Annotated in this window: 9 protein-coding genes and 3 pseudogenes; 7 read left to right on the top strand and 5 right to left on the bottom strand. The window is 58.6% G+C overall.

Going from position 1 to position 17,036, the window contains the following annotated elements:
• From QFW87_RS07935 to QFW87_RS29830, 4 genes and pseudogenes are all read right to left on the bottom strand, one after another.
• Positions 1-1,791, bottom strand: a complete 1,791-nt coding sequence (locus tag QFW87_RS07935) for a FimV/HubP family polar landmark protein (RefSeq protein ID WP_283190223.1) — start codon at positions 1,789-1,791, stop codon at positions 1-3.
• A gap of 128 nt (positions 1,792-1,919) precedes the next feature.
• Positions 1,920-2,354 (bottom strand): MarR family transcriptional regulator, encoded by a 435-nt coding sequence (locus QFW87_RS07930; RefSeq protein WP_283190222.1) that lies wholly within the window; start codon positions 2,352-2,354, stop codon positions 1,920-1,922.
• Positions 2,355-2,473: 119 nt separating this feature from the next.
• Positions 2,474-4,600, bottom strand: coding sequence for a DNA helicase RecQ (gene recQ, locus QFW87_RS07925; protein WP_283183523.1), 2,127 nt, complete (start codon positions 4,598-4,600; stop codon positions 2,474-2,476).
• A gap of 205 nt (positions 4,601-4,805) precedes the next feature.
• Positions 4,806-4,928 (bottom strand): annotated as a pseudogene (locus tag QFW87_RS29830) (metal ABC transporter ATP-binding protein); the annotation flags it as partial.
• Between the two features lie 85 nt (positions 4,929-5,013).
• On the opposite strand from QFW87_RS29830, the gene QFW87_RS07920 reads away from it, so the two are divergent.
• The 5 genes from QFW87_RS07920 to QFW87_RS07900 all read left to right on the top strand — a co-directional run bounded on the left by QFW87_RS07920 (position 5,014) and on the right by QFW87_RS07900 (position 12,058).
• Positions 5,014-5,601, top strand: coding sequence for a YecA family protein (locus QFW87_RS07920; protein ID WP_008156162.1), 588 nt, complete (start codon positions 5,014-5,016; stop codon positions 5,599-5,601).
• A gap of 10 nt (positions 5,602-5,611) precedes the next feature.
• A complete protein-coding gene (locus QFW87_RS07915) occupies positions 5,612-6,007 on the top strand; it encodes a YbaN family protein (RefSeq protein WP_283190221.1) in 396 nt (131 codons plus the stop codon).
• 231 nt (positions 6,008-6,238) lie between these two features.
• Positions 6,239-6,946, top strand: coding sequence for a cysteine protease LapG (gene lapG, locus QFW87_RS07910; RefSeq protein ID WP_283190220.1), 708 nt, complete (start codon positions 6,239-6,241; stop codon positions 6,944-6,946).
• A gap of 22 nt (positions 6,947-6,968) precedes the next feature.
• Positions 6,969-8,909: a cyclic di-GMP receptor LapD gene (gene lapD, locus QFW87_RS07905; protein WP_283190219.1), complete on the top strand. Its 1,941-nt coding sequence runs from the start codon at positions 6,969-6,971 to the stop codon at positions 8,907-8,909.
• 140 nt (positions 8,910-9,049) lie between these two features.
• On the top strand, positions 9,050-12,058 hold the full coding sequence (locus QFW87_RS07900; protein ID WP_283190218.1) for a hypothetical protein: 3,009 nt from the start codon (positions 9,050-9,052) through the stop codon (positions 12,056-12,058).
• A 256-nt stretch (positions 12,059-12,314) separates the two neighbouring features.
• Here QFW87_RS07900 and QFW87_RS07895 read toward each other — a convergent pair.
• Positions 12,315-13,133, bottom strand: a pseudogene (locus QFW87_RS07895) (type I secretion C-terminal target domain-containing protein); the annotation flags it as partial.
• Between the two features lie 28 nt (positions 13,134-13,161).
• Between QFW87_RS07895 and QFW87_RS07890 the strand changes: the two are divergent.
• Positions 13,162-13,656: pseudogene (locus QFW87_RS07890) on the top strand (EAL domain-containing protein); the annotation flags it as partial.
• Positions 13,657-13,855: 199 nt separating this feature from the next.
• Positions 13,856-17,020 carry a hypothetical protein gene (locus QFW87_RS07885; protein WP_283190217.1) on the top strand — a complete coding sequence of 1,055 codons (3,165 nt, stop codon included), beginning with the start codon at positions 13,856-13,858 and terminating at the stop codon, positions 17,018-17,020.
• Positions 17,021-17,036: the final 16 nt, after the last annotated feature.

Genomic DNA, 17,036 nt, shown 5'->3' with positions numbered 1-17,036 from the left:
CTATGATAGCCCGGCAAGCATGTTCCGCGCTGTTTGCTTAAGCGGCTCGTTACCTTCCTTGAGCAACTCGTTGAGCAGTTCGATGGCACTGTCCAGATCGCCGTCATCGATGCAGGTCTGGGCTTGTTCCAGTTTGCCGGCGCTGCTCGGCTCGGCTGGTTCCAGGTTCAACGGTTCCAACTCCAGCGACTGGCCGGGATCGCTGAACTCGTTGAGAAAGGCGTCATCCAGAGACTGCGAGTCAGGCTCGGCGACCCATTCAAGTTCGGGCTCGACCGGCGTCGACTCGTCGGGCATTTCAAACACCTCGGGCAAGACGTGCAGGTTCGAGATAAACGGCGGCTCGACCGGCGCGGATTCGCTCGATGGCTTCGCGGCGGACGGCGAGTGTTCAAAAGGGCTGATCAGGTCCCAACTCGAATCCATCGACAGGTCATCCAGGTTCAACTGAAACTCATCGTTGGGCGCTGCTTCGGGTATCGCAGCCTTGGAGAGAGTGATTGGCGCTGCGACAATCAACGCTACCGCACTGCGCAATTTCGGGTGTCGGGCGCGAATATTCTGAAGTTCTTGCAGGTCGTATCCGGTGTCACGCAGGTTGTTTTCCTGTGCTTCATAGGCGGGTACGTCACCCTGTTTACCCAAGACTTCCAACAGCTGAACGGCTAGATCCGTGCGTTGCGGCTCCTTGATCAGCGCCTCTCGCAACAAACCGGCCGCTTCGGAAAAACGGCCATAGGCCAGATAGATATCAACCCCTTCAAGCACATCGCCTGCAGGCGACTCTTCACCCGATTCAGTTGCCGGTTGCAACTCTGACGATTGGGCAACCGGTTCTGCAGTGCGATTGAGCACCGGTTCATGCCGTAACGGTAAAACCGGTAAAGCTTCGGGCAATGCCTGAACCTGTTGTCGTTGGCGCCGAACGAACACCCCCAGCAACACCAGAGCCACCACCGCCAGCAACCCGAGCATCTGCAGCCAGTTAGCAGACTCAGGCTCTTCAACAACGGCCGGTGCTGGAGCCGCAACGACAGGTGCAACCGGCTCCACCGCCGCTGTTTTGATTTCCGCCAATTGGGTTTGCAGTTCCGTCACCTGCTTTTTCTGACCGGCGACCTGCTCCTCCTGGGCCTGAAGCTTCGCCGTCAATTCATCGATAGTTGCTTGCAGCTGCTGGTTTTGCAGCACGCTGGCGGCCAGTTGCTCGGCAACCGGATCACTCACAGGCGCGGCGGCAGGTTGATCGACGCGAGGAACAGGGGGCTTTTTGCCCTTCGCCGCAGGTGGCTTCGCAACGGCCGGCTCAACCGTCGGGAATCCGGAGGACTGAACGTCGGTCACCGGTTCGTCAGTGACGGGAACGATCCCCGGTGAACCCGGCGGATCGATCAGCACCGTGTACTCGCGCAGCACGCGCCCGTTGGGTTGATTGAGCTGCACCAGGAAATTCAGGAAAGGTTCATTGACCGGTTTGCTGGAGCTCACCCGGATCAGGCTGCGGTTGCCACGCAGGATCGGCGTGAATTTCAGATTATTGAGAAAGAACACCCGATCGATGCCAGCGCGGCTGAACTCGTCCGCTGTCGCCAGGCTGACCGAGAGCTCGCCCTCCTCCAGTCCTGCGGCATCTTCCAGCGCAATGTCGGCACGCAACGGCTGATTCAACGCCGAATGCAGGGTGATATCACCCAGGCCCAACGCGGGCGCCAATGCCGAGTAAGTGACAGCACCACCGACCAGAAGCAGCCTGGCGCAACACCGCAAAACCATGTGCCAACTCTCGAGCATGAGCATCCCTTAGATAACCAGAACCATCTTGTACGCGTTCGCACATCCGGTACGAACACGATACTGCCAAGTAGTTCTTTATAGTCTGCCCAACGGGGTATCTCAAAAGTCCAGGGTACGTTTATGCCTCAAGACTTTTCCAGGTTGGCCAGAATGTGCCCGTGGACACGCATGCAGATCTTCAAATCCGCCTCATCGACGCCGTCGAACAACTCGTGGCGCAGTTGGGTGGCAATGGTTTCAATTTGTTCGATCAAGGGAAGGGCCGAGGCACAGAGGACGATTTTCTTCGCCCGGCGGTCTTCCAGCACCGATTGACGTTGCACCAATCCCTGGCTTTCGAGGCTGTCGAGCAATCGGGCCAGGGTCGGCCCTTCGACGCCGACACTTTGCGCCAGCTCACGTTGGGTGGGCGCATCTTCGAATCGCGCGAGGTGCAGCAGCACCAGCCAGCGCGCCTGGGAAAGACCCAGGCCAGCCAGACGGCGGTCCAGTTCGGCACGCCAGCCGCGCGACATCTGGGCCAGTTGCATGCCAAAGCGGTGTTGGTCGGTTAACGGCATAAAACACTCATGATCAGACTGAAATAAAGAAAAACTAATTATTAGTCAGCTAAGCATGACCCTTGGCCAGAGGCAAGGCTTGCTCTGTACTGAATCGTTACATCTATGTGGCAAATCACCTAAATCTCGAATTCGGATTGCAGCGCCGCCCGAACACAGTACAAAACGCCTTCCGGCACTCTCCCGGCAAACAGTGCAGTAATCTCCGACACGGGCGGCAATTCGCCCTCGCCGTCGAGGAACGCATCCTGGATTTCACCCATCAACTCTTCGGGCAGATCCAGCGCTTGTTCCAGCGACAACTGCTGCTTGCCAATCGCTTCGGCGAGCAGGGTGTAGACGTTCTTTTCCGAGCATTGCAGCTGACCGGCGATCTGCAACGGTGTCATGCCGGCTCGGGCCAGGGTGATCAGTTCGTGGCGCAAGTCGGCCACCACTTTCGGCGCCTCGACTTGCCCGCCGAGGACTTCGAGGAAGGCCTCGCCGTAACGCTCCAGCTTGCGCGCGCCAACGCCGCTGACCGTGGCCATTTCCGACAGCGAGGTCGGCTGGCTGCGGAGCATTTCCAACAGTGTCGAGTCGGGGAATATGACGTACGGCGGTACACCATGCTCTTCGGCGAGTTTGCGACGCAGGGCGCGCAAGGCTTCCCACTGTTCGCGCTCTTCGCCGCGAACCAGTTGGCTCGCCTGGCTCTTGCTGCTTTTGGCCGTGGTTTGCGGCTTGAGGTCGCGACGCAGCTCCAGGGTTACTTCGCCCTTGAGCAGCGGTCGACAGGTGTCGCTCAGGCGCAGGCCGCCGTAGCCTTCCAGGTCGATGTCCGCCAGACCGCGGGCAACCAGCTGACGGAACAAGGAGCGCCATTCGCTCTCTCCCATCGCCTTGCCTACACCAAATACCGACAGATGTTGATGGCCGAAGCTGCGGACCTTTTCGTTGTCCTTGCCCAGTAACACATCGACCAAATGCCCGACGCCATAGCGCTGGCCGGTGCGGTAGATCGCCGAAAGCGCCTGACGGGCCGGCTCGGTGGCGTCCCAGGTCTGCACGCCATCGACGCAGTTATCGCAATGGCCGCACGGCTCGGGCATGTCTTCGTCGAAATAGGCCAGCAGCGTCTGGCGACGGCAGCGGGTTTCTTCGCAGAGCGAGAGCATGGCGTCGAGCTTGTGCTGCTCCAGGCGCTTGTGGCGCTCGTCGCCCTCGGAGTTCTGCAACATCTGCTTGAGCATCACCACGTCTTGCAGGCCGTAGGCCATCCAGGCGTCTGCCGGCAGACCGTCTCGGCCGCCGCGACCGGTTTCCTGGTAGTAAGCTTCAAGGGATTTTGGCAAGTCGAGGTGAGCGACAAAGCGCACGTTGGGCTTGTCGATGCCCATGCCGAACGCCACGGTGGCGACCATGATCAGGCCTTCCTCATTAAGGAAGCGCTTCTGGTGGTGAGCCCGGGTATCGTTGGGCAGACCGGCGTGGTACGGCAGCGCCGGGAAGCCTTGCTCGCTGAGGAACACCGCCACTTCGTCGACTTTCTTGCGCGACAGGCAATAGACGATGCCGGCATCGCTGCGCCGCTCGGCGAGGAACGCCAGCAACTGCTTGCGCGGCTGCTCTTTGGGCACGATGCGATAAAAGATATTGGGGCGGTCGAAACTCGACAGGAAACGCTCGGCATCCTGAAGATGAAGGCGGTCTACGATTTCTTCCCGGGTACGCTTGTCGGCGGTCGCGGTCAGGGCGATACGCGGGACGTTGGGGAACAATTCCGCCAACTGGCCCAGTTGCAGGTATTCGCGGCGGAAGTCGTGGCCCCATTGGGACACGCAGTGGGCTTCGTCGATGGCGAACAGGGAAATTTCAAGGCTTTGCAGGAACGCCAGCATCCGTGGCTGAACCAGACGCTCAGGCGCGAGATAAAGCATTTTCACTTCACCGCGCTTGATCCGTGCCGCCAGGTCGCGCTGCTGCTCGGCGCTGAGCGTGGAGTTCAATGCCGCCGCAGCGACGCCCAGCTCTTCGAGGGTGGCGACCTGGTCGTCCATCAGGGCGATCAGCGGCGACACCACCACCGCCAGGCCTTCGCGCAACAGCGCCGGCACCTGGAAGCACAAGGACTTGCCGCCACCGGTAGGCATCAGCACCAGAGCGTCGCCGCCACTGGCCACGCGCTCAATGATTGCACCCTGACGGCCACGGAAACTGTCGTAGCCGAAGATGTCCTTGAGGACGCGTTGAGCCTGTTCGAGCATAGAAACTCCAAAAATCACAAAAACATCCCTGCAAGGCTGGTTCAGAACCACGAAGGCTGCACCGACAAATCGTAAGTGCGCATTGCATGACGCTTTACATTTCAGCCGCGACGCCGGCAGGGCGTCACAAAACGCGGGAGTATACCCGACCCCTGTCCGGCAAAGGGCGCCGCTGAGAAGACACACGAAGGTCAATGCACTGCAGAACCTGTGGGAGCGAGCCTGCTCGCGAAAGCGGAGTGTCAGTCGACATTAATGCTGGCTGGCACACTGCCTTCGCGAGCAGGCTCGCTCCCACAGGGGTTGCGGTGTTTCGCAGGGCCGCGATGGGGCAAAAATGCCGCGCGGCTGGCCCAAGCGCTCAAGAAGGCCTAGAATTCCCGCATCTGTTTAATTCCCAAGGTAGCCCTTTAATGTCCTTCGCTGAGCAACTAACCCGCCTGCAAGTCTTCCTCGACGCCGACGAACTGCATGACGAGGCGCTGGACTACGTGGCCGCCCACGGCTACCTCACTGCGCTGTCGATCTGTTCCGAAACCGTTCCCGACCGTGAATGGATCGACGCCCTCTTCGCCGAAGAGCCGCATTACGCCGACGACACCGAGCGTGAAGCGATTGAGTCCACCCTGTTGGCCCTCAAGGCTCACATCGCTCGCCAGCTGGCGTCCGATGAAGAGTTCGAGCTGCCCTGCGACCTGGACCTGGGCGAAGAGCCGGACGATTCCGACCTGCGCGGCTGGTGCATCGGTTTCATGGAAGGCGTGTTCCTACGCGAAGCAGCCTGGTTCGAAACCGCCGAAGACGAAGTCAGCGAAATGCTGCTGCCGATCATGGTCGGTTCGGGTCTGTTCGACGAACAGCCTGAGTTCGAAGACATCGCCAAAGACGCCAACCTGATGGACGACATGATCGTGCAGATCCCGGAAGCCCTGACCGCGCTGTACCTGCTGTGCCAGGCGCCAGACGAAAAACCGGCGATCCTCAAGCCTCGTCACCACTAAGGTTTTGCCTATGGACAACCCCATAGGCAACCGCTCCCTGATGTTGCGTTACGTGCTGCTGGCCATCGGCTGGCTGAGCGTAGCGCTTGGGGTGATCGGGATTTTCCTGCCGGTATTGCCCACCACGCCCTTCCTGCTGCTGGCGGCCGCCTGCTTCGCCCGCAGTTCGCCGCGTTTCTATCATTGGCTGGTTGAACATCCGCGGCTTGGGCCGTGGGTTCGCGATTACCTGAGCGGCAACGGCATCCCGCTCAAAGGCAAGGTCTACGCCATCGGCCTGATGTGGGCGAGCATCCTGCTTTCCTGCTACCTGGTGCCCCTCCCGTGGGCGCGGGGTGCCATGCTCACCAGCGCCGTTCTGGTGACGATCTACATTCTCAAGCAGAAAACCCTGCACAAACCCTGAAAACGCCACAATCTCTGTAGCAGCTGCCGAAGGCTGCGTTCGGCGGCGAAGCCGTCGCTAGTCCATCCGCTGTGGTCTATCAGGCAAACCGCATGTACAGGGTTTACGACTGCTTCGCAGCCGAACGCAGGCTTCGCCAGCGGCTACAAGTCCGCGTACCAACCGACGATCTGTCCTGCCTGGCTGAAAACACCGCCTAGACTTCAGGCATCTGCACCCGAGCGGCCAGACATGTCCCGCAGTCCGCGTAGTCCAGGATGGTCAACGCTCCGACTTCGGCTCGGCGGATGGCTGTTGCTGATCACTTTTCTGTTGGCCGGGCTGGGCAGTGTCTGGGCCAACTGGAGTTTTACGCTGATTCTGCAAACCGCCGAACAACGCTACGGCACCCTCGGCCCGGGACGGGGAAGGATCGAGGCCTGGAGTCAGATGCTGCAAAGCGAAGTCAACGCCCCCGAGCGCGAGCAACTGAACGCGGTCAATCGCTTCTTCAATCAGCAATTAAGCTTTCTGGACGACACCCGCATCTGGCACCAGACCGATTACTGGGCCACGCCCGTCGAATCCCTGATCAAGGGCTCCGCTGATTGCGAGGACTACGCACTGGCAAAATATTTCAGCCTGCGCTACCTGGGAATTCCCAGCGAAAAACTACGCATCACCTACGTGAAAGCCCTGACCCGGAACCAGGCGCACATGGTGCTGACGTTCTACAACAGCCCCACGGCCGATCCGCTGGTGCTGGACAACTTGATCGGCGAGGTCCGCCCCGCCTCCCAACGCAAAGACCTGCTGCCGGTGTACGCCTTCAATGCCGAAGGTCTGTACTTGCCGGGAGCCAATGGCGGCAAACGCAGCAGCGACTCGAAAAAACTGTCGCGCTGGCAGGACGTACTAAAAAAGATGCAGGCCGAAGGGTTCGCCGTGGGCGACGGCTAGCCACCTGAGCAAGGAGCGATTTATGTCACTGCGTAAACAGTTGTTTCTCGCCATTTGCCTGTTTTTGCTGGTGGCGTTCAGCGGCAGTTTTTTTGTCAGCCTGGAAAGCTCTCGCGACCAGATGCTCGGCCAGTTGCGCTCCCACGCCCAGGACGCCGCCACCGCGTTGGGTTTGTCGTTGACGGTACAAATCGATGACCCGACCATGATCGAATTAATGGTCAGCTCGATTTTCGACAGCGGTTACTTCAGCAGTATTCGAATCATCAACATCGAGGATGCGCAGGTGCTGGTGGAGCGCAGTGCGCCGAGGCAAATCGAGGGCGTTCCCGCCTGGTTTGTGAACCTGGTCAACCTGCACCCACCCGGTGGCGAAGCGCTGATCATGCGCGGCTGGGTCCAGGCGGCACGGGTCGAAGTGTTGAGCAATCCGCAGTTCGCCCTGGCCAAACTCTGGGACAGCACCCTCGGCAGCCTGATCTGGTTGCTGGTGTGCGGCCTGCTCAGTGCCGTGTTTGGTGGCTGGTTGCTGCGCCGGCAATTTCGTCCACTCGACACCATGGTCAAACAGGCCGAAGCCATCAGCAAACGCGAGTTCCTCAGCCTGCCGAAACTGCCGCGCACACCGGAGTTGAAACGCGTGGTATTGGCCATGAACCAGATGGTCGAGAAGCTCAAGGCGCTGTTCGCCGAAGAGGTCGCACGCAGTGAAAAACTGCGGGCCGAGTCCTATCAGGACAGCCTTACAGGCCTGGCCAATCGACGCTTGCTGGATGAAGAGTTGGCCGACGAGTTGCTGGTCTCCGAGCAGAGCAGCGACGGCCATTTGCTGATGCTGCGAATCAACGATCTGGTCGGTCTCAACCAACGCTTGGGCGGCCAGCGCACCGATGCGCTGATCAGCGCCGTCGGTGAATTGCTCAAACGCCTGACCCAGCCACCGGAACGTCGCACCTGGCTTGCAGCGCGCAATCGCGGCGGTGAATTCAGCCTGCTGACGCCAGGCCTGGACAGCACCGATGCCGCACGCCTGGCCTGCGAAATCAGCGCCACCCTGGAAAACCTGCGCCTGACCGGCGCCAGCGACTCCATGCCGGTGGCGCATTTGGGGATCGCCCCTTACCACCCCGGTGAGCCGGCCAGTGACGTGCTGCTGCGACTGGATCAGGCGTTGACCGAAGCCCGGCAACATCCCGAGCGCCCGTGGGTTCACTTGGCCGATTCCATCACCGCGCCGAACCCGTCCCAAAACGACTGGCAAACCTGGATCGACGACGCCCTGAACCAAGGCAAGATGCAGCTGTATTTCCAACCGGTGGTGCAATGCGCTGACACCAGCCAGGTGCTGCATCACAAAGTTCTCGCACGCCTGCTCGACCCGCAGGGCGAAGCCATTGCCGCCGGGCACTTCCTTCCGTGGATCGAGCGTCTCGGCTGGTCGGCGCGGTTCGACCTGGCCATGCTCGAAGCCACCCTCGACTACCTCATCGTCAATCGTTGGCCTCTGGCGTTAAGCCTGTCCGGCAGCACCCTGCGCGATCCAGCGCAGCTGCAACACATCCTCGACATGCTCGAATCGCTGCCCGAACTCGCGCCGTTGCTGATTCTGGAAATCGACGAGCGCCAACTGCCGCCTCAGGAAGAACTGCAACGCCTGAGCCACAGCCTGCTCAACACCGGTTACCGCATCGGCCTGCAGCATTTCGGCGGCAGCTTCGGCCAGATCGGCAACCTGACTCAACTGGGGCTGGCTTACTTGAAAATCGACGGTGCGTACATCCGTCACATTGATGAGCAGCGTGATAAAAAGCTGTTCATCGAGGCGATTTTTCGGGCGACCAACAGCATTGATTTGCCGTTGATTGCGGAGATGGTGGAGACCAAGGGGGAGTTGGAGGTGATCCGGGAGTTAGGGTTGTTTGGGGTGATGGGACGTTTGATTGGGCCGCCGGAGCCGATGTGAGGGGTATGACCGTTCGTCTTAAACGTGGGTTTACCTGTCATATATGACAGTAGGCAGAGGCTGGAGCGCGTTATCTAATCTGACCGTATCGGTGCCGCCCATTCGGGAAGCCGGGCGCCTCTTATGGAAGGTACACATTCATGAACAGCCCAATGACGAACGCTGACCCCGCAGCCAATGGACAAGTCGTTGTATTCCCGCCCGATCGCGGCATCGGTGTGCTGGCCGTCGTCCCGCCCTACCCGGTTGGTTTCAAACTGCAAAGCGACGGTGCCTTGGGGATCAACATCAACATGGTGCACGGCGATCGTGACGGATTGCTGGTTTACATTCTGGCCTATCTGAATATGGCCATCGGCGACAACATCAAGGTTTACATCGAAACAAAAAACGCTCCCGTTGCTGAATTTTCAGTCACCGACGCGCATTTCGATGCTGAAGGTAACGCGAAAAACATTCCCTTCTATATTTCGGCCAAAGATATGGAAGCCAGGTTTCTGCCTCTGCAGCCAGAGAATAAGGCCTTCTGGTTCGAGGTTCTGCGCGTGAGCGGTAACGGCACCGAACAATCGCCGCCTGTTCCGATGTTCTACAAATACCCGGCGCCGGGCGAAGCGGATACCGACGGCGGCAAGCCGTTCAACCAGGGCCTCAAGTTGCCCACTGCCTCCGAAAGCTTCATCGATCAAACAGTGATTGATGACGGCATGTTCGTGACCGTGCCGGAATATTTCAATCAATCCATCGGTGACGTGGTGGTGCTTGCCTTTGGATCTCTGCTCCTTGAGTTCACGGTCACTGCGTTAGGTGACATTCTCTTTGAGCTGACACCGGAAATGCTCGCAACTCTGGCACCCACCAACAGCTTGGTGGTGCGCTGGGAAGTGTTCGACGTGGTGGAAAATTCCAGCGGCTGGTCGGATGCACTCATCCTCACGTTCAAACCCGGCATGGTGTTGCTGGCCGCACCGATCTTTGAACTGGCCGATCCCGACAACGTGGTGCATCACGATTGGCTCCTGGGCGGCACGATGCCGATACTGGTTACGGGCGTATTCGCAGCGAGAGATGTAATCGAGCTTTTACTGGAGGGCTTCACCGAAGGTGGCGACCCGGTCAGCCACACCTATACCCAAACACTGACGGTCGCCGGCAGGTCGCTGGATTTTCCGGTTGAAAACCACCGGGTGCAAAACGTGATCAGGGGGAGCTTGCGCGCCTCTTACACGTTGACCAGAGCGGGCAAGACACAGCGCTCGAAACCTGCCGATATCACCATCACCGGCGGAGCCTTCAAATTGGGCTTGCCGACTGTCTCGCCCTTGGAAAACGACACGTTGCCGGTGGATACCGTCAGGGCAACGGCGAAATTTGCCGAGTACTGGCCCTTGAAACCAGGCGCTGTCGTCGAACTTCTCTGGCAAACCACCGACGACGCCGGTATTCCGATCCTGATCATTTTCCGGCAGCTCGTCACCGACCCGACATTACCGATCGTGTTCGAGGTGCTGGCCAAATACATCGCGCCTCATCCCAGCGCCCCGCTGACGGTGCAATGCGCAATCACCAACCCAGGTGAGGTCAGGGTCGTTTCCGACCTGCTGCGATTGAAGATTGGCGATGAGAAAGCCATCGTGCTCGCCCCCCCGACGCTTGTAGGCGTCACAGGACCGATTGATCCCTTGGCCGAAGATCGGACCATTCGAGTCGAGTACCCCGCGAGGATCGCGGGAGACCAGGCCAGACTGGTGCAGATGAAGGCTCCGGCCAGCCCCCCTTCTTTTGCGCTGACCACGCTAAACCAGAACAACCGCGCCAACTGGGTGCTCGACAGCAGGTTTCTTGTCGCCAACCACGGCACGACGGTTCAATTGCGCTGGAACCTGAGGCGCGACGGCAAAAAAATCGCCTCATCGCCGGGTGCGAGTTTTGAGATCGCGCCGATTGCCCCTGGAGACTCACGGCTCCCGACGCCGCGTATCAGCGGGGTATCAGGAGTCCTGGAGGTGAACAAGCTGACAGCCGCCAACCTGTTGGAAGTCGATCCATGGCCGGGACAGACTCAGGGACAAGCCAAGTTTCTGATACTTCAAGGGACCGATAAAAGCGGCACGACAGTCAGCTATCAAGCACTTGACGGCGAGCTTACGGGAGCGGAACAAGGTTCGAGAACGGAGTTACTTCTCGCCTGGTTCATCGAACTGAAAGATGAAACTGACCTACATATTGATTTCTCGGTGAGGCTGGGTCCGGAGCAAGCGCCTCTGCCGTTTCCGAAGCAGACGTATCTGGTCGAGTCGCTGGTTGAACTACAGCCTGTGATTACCTCGTTGCTAGACCCGCAGGAGCGTGAGGTGACGGAAAGCAGCGAGACGGTAGCAACCACCATCACCGTGTACGGCCATGGAAGCGATAACGAGCAGATCCAGATTCTGGTGAACGACGTGGTGGTAGAGACGGTGCGCACCGACGCCAGTGGCGACTTTGTCCAGGATGTGACCGCTGAGGCCTATGACCGCTCGAACACGATCCAGCTTCGAGCTCTTTATGGCAACAACTATTCGTCCCCTACCCGCTCTTATATCCTTCGCCGTCCTCTGCACATCCCTACGCATCAGATGAACCTGCACGGCTACAGGGTGTATACCGGCTGGCCGACCACAGGGCGTCCTTTCCCTGGCAATACGGAAACCCGCACAGCGCAATACGGCGTGGGCACGCGCCGCTTTTCGTCCAGCAATACGGGCGTGGCTACAGTCGACGCGAACGGCAACGTCACCGGTCTTCGTAACGGCGTGGCATGGATCTACGTACAGGATCAATTCACCTCCCTCGAGTTCTATGTAAGCGTGGCCAATGTTTATTCCCTGGTAACACTTCACTACGGCCTGGATGTGGCGGCATCAGTCAACTGGATGAACAGCATTCCTGGTTCGCAATCCGTGTTACACGCTTTCTCGGCGATGCAGCAGGTTTATGGCCCGGAAAATAACTGGCCGCTGAGACCAGGTGATGCATGGGGCATGTGCTACCCGGCCGCCTGTCCCGCCGGCTACAACTACGCCTTCTCCTGGCGCAATGGAGGGCTTAATTGTGGTCGGGATCACGGTATTTATTTGTATCATCCATGGTGCCTCAGACCTTACTGAGGGGCGTTGGTCGCACGGAAAGGGGACGTGTTTATTTACCGGCCCAAGTTGTTTGGTCGAGTTACATCGACCTGAAAAATCGCGTGAAACTCAGGCTTTTGAGTTGTTTCATAACTTGAGCCACGCACGGTCAGTCCCCTCTCCCTCTGGGAGAGGGTGAGGGTGAGGGATGGATTTCGAACTGAACGACGAACCCATAAACACCAAAAAAACCGCCATCCCTTTTCACAGGAATGGCGGGTTTTGTCGTTTCAAGTCACACGGTATCCACCTTCAGAGAATGATCATTGAGCATGCCGTTGATGATGGTCGCCGTATCGTGGCCACCGGCAATCACCCCTCCCGCCCCCGGCGTGACGCCGTAGTGACTGGCCAGGTTGACGCCGGCCAGATCGATGGTCTGGTTCGGCGCGGCACCGGCCATGGCGCTGACGTCGATGCTGGTGACCAGTGAATCGCCGCTGCCGGTGACTTTGAAGTGCAGGTAGTCATCCAGCGACGCCGCCGTGCTGTTTTCCCCTTGCAGCAGTTGCGACAGGTCGAGTTTGTCGATGCCCGGCGTGAAGTCGGTGACCACGTCGTGGCCGCTGTTGCCTTTGAGCCACTGGAAGGTGTCGGCACCGCTGCCGCCGTTGATGATGTTGCTGTGGATGTCGCCGGTGAGGGCGTCGTTGAAGTTTGAGCCGGTCAGGTTTTCGATTGCTGTCAGGGTGTCGGTCCCTGCGCCTACGGTGTTCTGCGCCCCGAGCACGCCTAGATTGACCGTGACCCCGGCGCTGGCGTGGGCATAAATCGCGGTGTCGACGCCGGTGCCGCCGTCGAGCAGGTCGTTGCCCGCACCGCTGTACAGCAAGTCATTGCCGGCGCCGCCGTGCATTTCGTTGTTGCCGGAACCGGCGGTGAGTACGTCGTTGCCGTCGCCGGCATTGATCACGTTATTATCGGCGCCCGCCACCAGTACATCGTCGCCCGCCGTGCCGGTGAGGGTGTGGCCGTCCTGATAGGTGATGGTCACGGCGGCGCGGGCGGTGTAGGTGCCGTGGACATCTGGCGCGATGTCGTGGGCGCCGGCGTGCCGGAAAAGGGGACGCATCTACTTATCAGCCACCCTCGACTACCTCATCGTCAATCGTTGGCCCCTGGCGTTAAGCCTGTCCGGCAGCACCCTGCGCGATCCAGCGCAACTGCAACACATCCTCGACATGCTCGAATCGCTGCCCGAACTCGCGCCGTTGCTGATTCTAGAGATCGACGAGCGCCAACTGCCGCCTCAGGAAGAACTGCAACGCCTGAGCCACAGCCTGTTCAACACCGGTTACCGCATCGGCCTGCAGCATTTCGGCGGCAGCTTCGGCCAGATCGGCAACCTGACTCAACTGGGGCTGGCTTACTTGAAAATCGACGGTGCGTACATCCGTCACATTGATGAGCAGAGTGATAAAAAGCTGTTCATCGAGGCTATTTTTCGGGCGACCAACAGCATTGATTTGCCGTTGATTACGGAGATGGTCGAGACCAAAGGGGAGCTGGAGGTGATCAGGGAGTTGGGGTTGTTTGGGGTGATGGGACGGTTGATTGGGCCGCCGGAGCCGATGTGATGCGGTTAGACCGTAAGTCTTCAACCTGCTGCTACCTGTTAGTTCTGACAGTAGCTAATTTCTCCTTGCCGGGAGCCTGAGAGACAAACCCGACCGCTCGTCGGAAACCATCATCTAACTGTCAAATGTGACAGTAGCCACCAACGCGACTTAGAGACCTAATAACTCCGTCACTTATTCCTTGACCGGAGTTGCATCGATGGCCTCCCAATTCCCGACCAATGTCAGATCATTGCCTGAACTAGACATCCCGGACCGCACCGAGCCCGCACTTCCATCGGAGGAATGGGGGATTAACATCGCCGCCGCTCAAGGCGTAAATCCGGATGATGGATTGAAGTGCCAAATCCAGCCATGGGACCCAATGGAGGTGGGTGACAAGGTCGTGCTACTGCTCGATGGCATTGAAGTCGCTCATGACGTTATTGATGCCAATGAAGTCAAACAGCGCGTGACCTTGTTCGTTGAGCCCTGGCGCCTTACCACAGGCGCTTATACGCTGAACTACAGCATTACGCGATTTAGCGGAGGGTCCGACGCGCCAGAAACGCCAATCCGCGTTTACGCAAAACTCGAGAGACCTGGCGGCAAGGATGAAAATGGCAGTACGCCAGGACATTCTGAACTGTACATGTTCATTGACCCGAAAATCATTGGCGGAGTGGTGGACAAAGAAACCGCCAAAAACGGTGTACCCATCACCATCATGACCAAGCCGGGCAGCGCAAAAAAAGAGGTTTACCCCAATATGGCGGTGGGCGATATATGCAGGCTGAGCTGGGGCTGGAGGATTGTCGAATCGGCCCCGGTGACAGAACTGCAAATCAAGGATCCGGCAAACAACCCCATCGTCATTACCGTTGACGAAGAAACCATTCTTTTGGTGGGCGACTCTGGCGAAGAAGGCTTGGCAGTCGCCTTTTATGTCAGGGATATCGTGAACAACCATTCCGAAGACTGGAGCGCCCCGCAGTGGCTCGAGGTCGATACAGGTAATTCACGACTCGATGCACCCATGGTCATACAAGCGGATGGCCAAGTACTTGATCTCGATACGCTGGGCGGCGAAAAGGTCATTGTCCAGATCGACGCGAAAAAAACCAGCATTGAAAAAGACGACATCATTGTTGTCAACCTCAAGGGCAACCCACTGGAAGGCCCGGCGGTGGATATCAATGTCTCCAAAACCATCGACAAACAGCCTGATACCGACGTAGAGGTGGAGCTGCCAAATGCTGCCGTACGTTTACTCGCCCAGACCCAGGCTGTTTTTTCCTATCACCTTGAAAAGCAGGATGGGACGCAAGACCTGAAATCAAAAGGGCGATTCATTGACATCATCGGTGAAGCCAATCGCCTGGCAGCGCCCATCGCCAACGATGCGCGCCAAGGTGCACTTGACCCTACACTCGCGAACACCACCGTCAGCATTACATTCGATGATTCGATGGTTGCCGGGCAGGAAATCGAGCTCAGGTGGGTGGGCACCCAACACGACAACGGCAGTTACGATCCGGTGCTGGAGCGGTATCCGATTAGCAACAACGATGTGCTCAATCGACGGCCGATTCCCATCACTGTGAGCGGTCAGCATATTGTCGCGATCAAGGACGGAAAACTTGATCTGTACTACCTGATCCATTCGATTGGTGATGACGAAAAACCCACCAAACGTGAATCCATTCACCTGGAACCTCTCATCATCGGGGCTCCATTGCTGGAGCTTGTAGTACCTGAAGTCGAGAAGGAACAAGGCGGCACACTCAACCCCGAAGATGTCCTCACTGGATTTCGGCTGACGATTCCCTACACCGGTACAGAAGCTGAAGACGTGGTGAAATTCACCTGGTTGGGATCAACCAGCGGCAGTATCAGTGATTCGATCACCCTGACCTCACACACCGCGGGTCAGCCTGTGGCATTCACGCTTGGCAGCCAATTCGTCATCGACCACCTCTTGCCCAATCGCCGCGGCACTGTCGAAGTCTGGTACGAAGTCAACCGACCCTCGGAGAAAGTTCGCTATTCGAACACGCTGACCCTGAAAATCAGCAAAGCTCGACCTGTACTGCAAATCGTTGGTAGCCGCTCGTCCAGTGGTCCTTACTACTATTCGAACCCGACACTCTTGAAGGGTACCCCCACTCGCAACGGCGACGTGTTGTGGACCTATGAAGGCGACAGTTCCGGCATTGCAGGTCAGTACTTTATCGACATCGAGCCTGAACGCCCCTTGATCGTCACCCTGCAAGACCAGGGCACTCTCATCGAGAAACACATTCTGCGCGCAGGTAACATTACGGGCTTGTTTAATCTGGCAGACCGTCACAGCGGGTGCATTACCAAGGATGACGGCAGTGTTTTTGGCTGGAGTGATAACGCCGAGATGCTCCCCCCAGTCGATCTCGCTGATGTGAGCTACGTCATGGCCGGCGGGCTCGCTTATGCCGCGATCAAACGAGATGGCACCGTCAATGCGTGGGGTGCTGCCGAGTTTGGGGGGACGATTCCGCCGATCATCAGCGCTCAACTCCGAAGCGTGAAGAAAATTGCCGCCAGCGGTGGCGGTGCATTTGTCGCCCTGCGCGTCGATGGCAGCCTCGTGGCCTGGGGCCGTAAAGAATTCGGTGGTGTCATTCCCACCGCGATCAGCTCACAACTCAGACAGGTGAAACAGGTTGTCGGCACGACCACCGATTTCAGCGCATTACTGAGTGACGGTCGTGTCTTCAGCTGGGGAGAGACCTGGCCCCAAGGCCTGAACATAACCGCGGCCAATGGTGCCGTACGCCTGAGTGCCAACAATCGCGCGTTCGCAGCCCTCAAGACTGATCGCAGGGTTGTGGCCTGGGGTTCCAAGGCGCACGGCGGAGAGATTCCCGCAGCGATTGCAAAGCAGCTCCTGAACGTGACGCATATCAGCGCGACCAGCGCAGCGTTTACCGCCTTGAAAGTAGATGGATCGGCGATTGCCTGGGGCAACTCCCGATTCGGCGGCGCTGCGCCAGGCACCTTGCAAAATGTACAGCATGTTACCGGTACCACTACCGCCTTCTGCGCATTGAAAAAGGACGGTTCACTGGTCGCTTGGGGAGAACCGGGCGAGGGAGCAACGATTCCGCGGGGGCTTGGGCCGGTACTCACGTTGTCGGCGTCTTATGGATCTTTCAGCGCGTTGCTGGAGGATTTCACGGTGGTGTCCTGGGGCATTAACTCAGGGGCGGTCGAGGGCCATGAAGCTGCTGGGGTTTACCACGCGGGCCCTCATTGGGTGCTCCTGACTCCGCAAAACACGGTGTACGCCTGGGGATCAGGCGCTCCCGATCTTCAACCGCTCGATGGTCAGATTTCTTACGCCGATTGAACAACAACCAATGGTT

Source organism: Pseudomonas sp. PMCC200344 (genome assembly GCF_030053095.1).
In the GTDB taxonomy this organism is placed as follows: Bacteria; Pseudomonadota; Gammaproteobacteria; order Pseudomonadales; family Pseudomonadaceae; genus Aquipseudomonas; species Aquipseudomonas svalbardensis.
The sequence above is the reverse complement of the archived record's forward strand: the minus strand, read 5'-3'. Positions and strand labels throughout refer to the sequence as shown.

Excerpts from the sequence above, each read along its gene's own strand:
- lapD (WP_283190219.1), top strand. The coding sequence starts at position 6,969 with ATGTCACTGCGTAAACAGTTGTTTCTCGCCATTTGCCTGTTTTTGCTG.
- QFW87_RS07885 (WP_283190217.1), top strand. The coding sequence starts at position 13,856 with ATGGCCTCCCAATTCCCGACCAATGTCAGATCATTGCCTGAACTAGAC.
- recQ (WP_283183523.1), bottom strand. The coding sequence starts at position 4,600 with ATGCTCGAACAGGCTCAACGCGTCCTCAAGGACATCTTCGGCTACGAC.
- QFW87_RS07900 (WP_283190218.1), top strand. The coding sequence starts at position 9,050 with ATGAACAGCCCAATGACGAACGCTGACCCCGCAGCCAATGGACAAGTC.
- QFW87_RS07915 (WP_283190221.1), top strand. The coding sequence starts at position 5,612 with ATGGACAACCCCATAGGCAACCGCTCCCTGATGTTGCGTTACGTGCTG.
- QFW87_RS07935 (WP_283190223.1), bottom strand. The coding sequence starts at position 1,791 with ATGCTCGAGAGTTGGCACATGGTTTTGCGGTGTTGCGCCAGGCTGCTT.
- QFW87_RS07930 (WP_283190222.1), bottom strand. The coding sequence starts at position 2,354 with ATGCCGTTAACCGACCAACACCGCTTTGGCATGCAACTGGCCCAGATG.
- QFW87_RS07920 (WP_008156162.1), top strand. The coding sequence starts at position 5,014 with ATGTCCTTCGCTGAGCAACTAACCCGCCTGCAAGTCTTCCTCGACGCC.
- lapG (WP_283190220.1), top strand. The coding sequence starts at position 6,239 with ATGTCCCGCAGTCCGCGTAGTCCAGGATGGTCAACGCTCCGACTTCGG.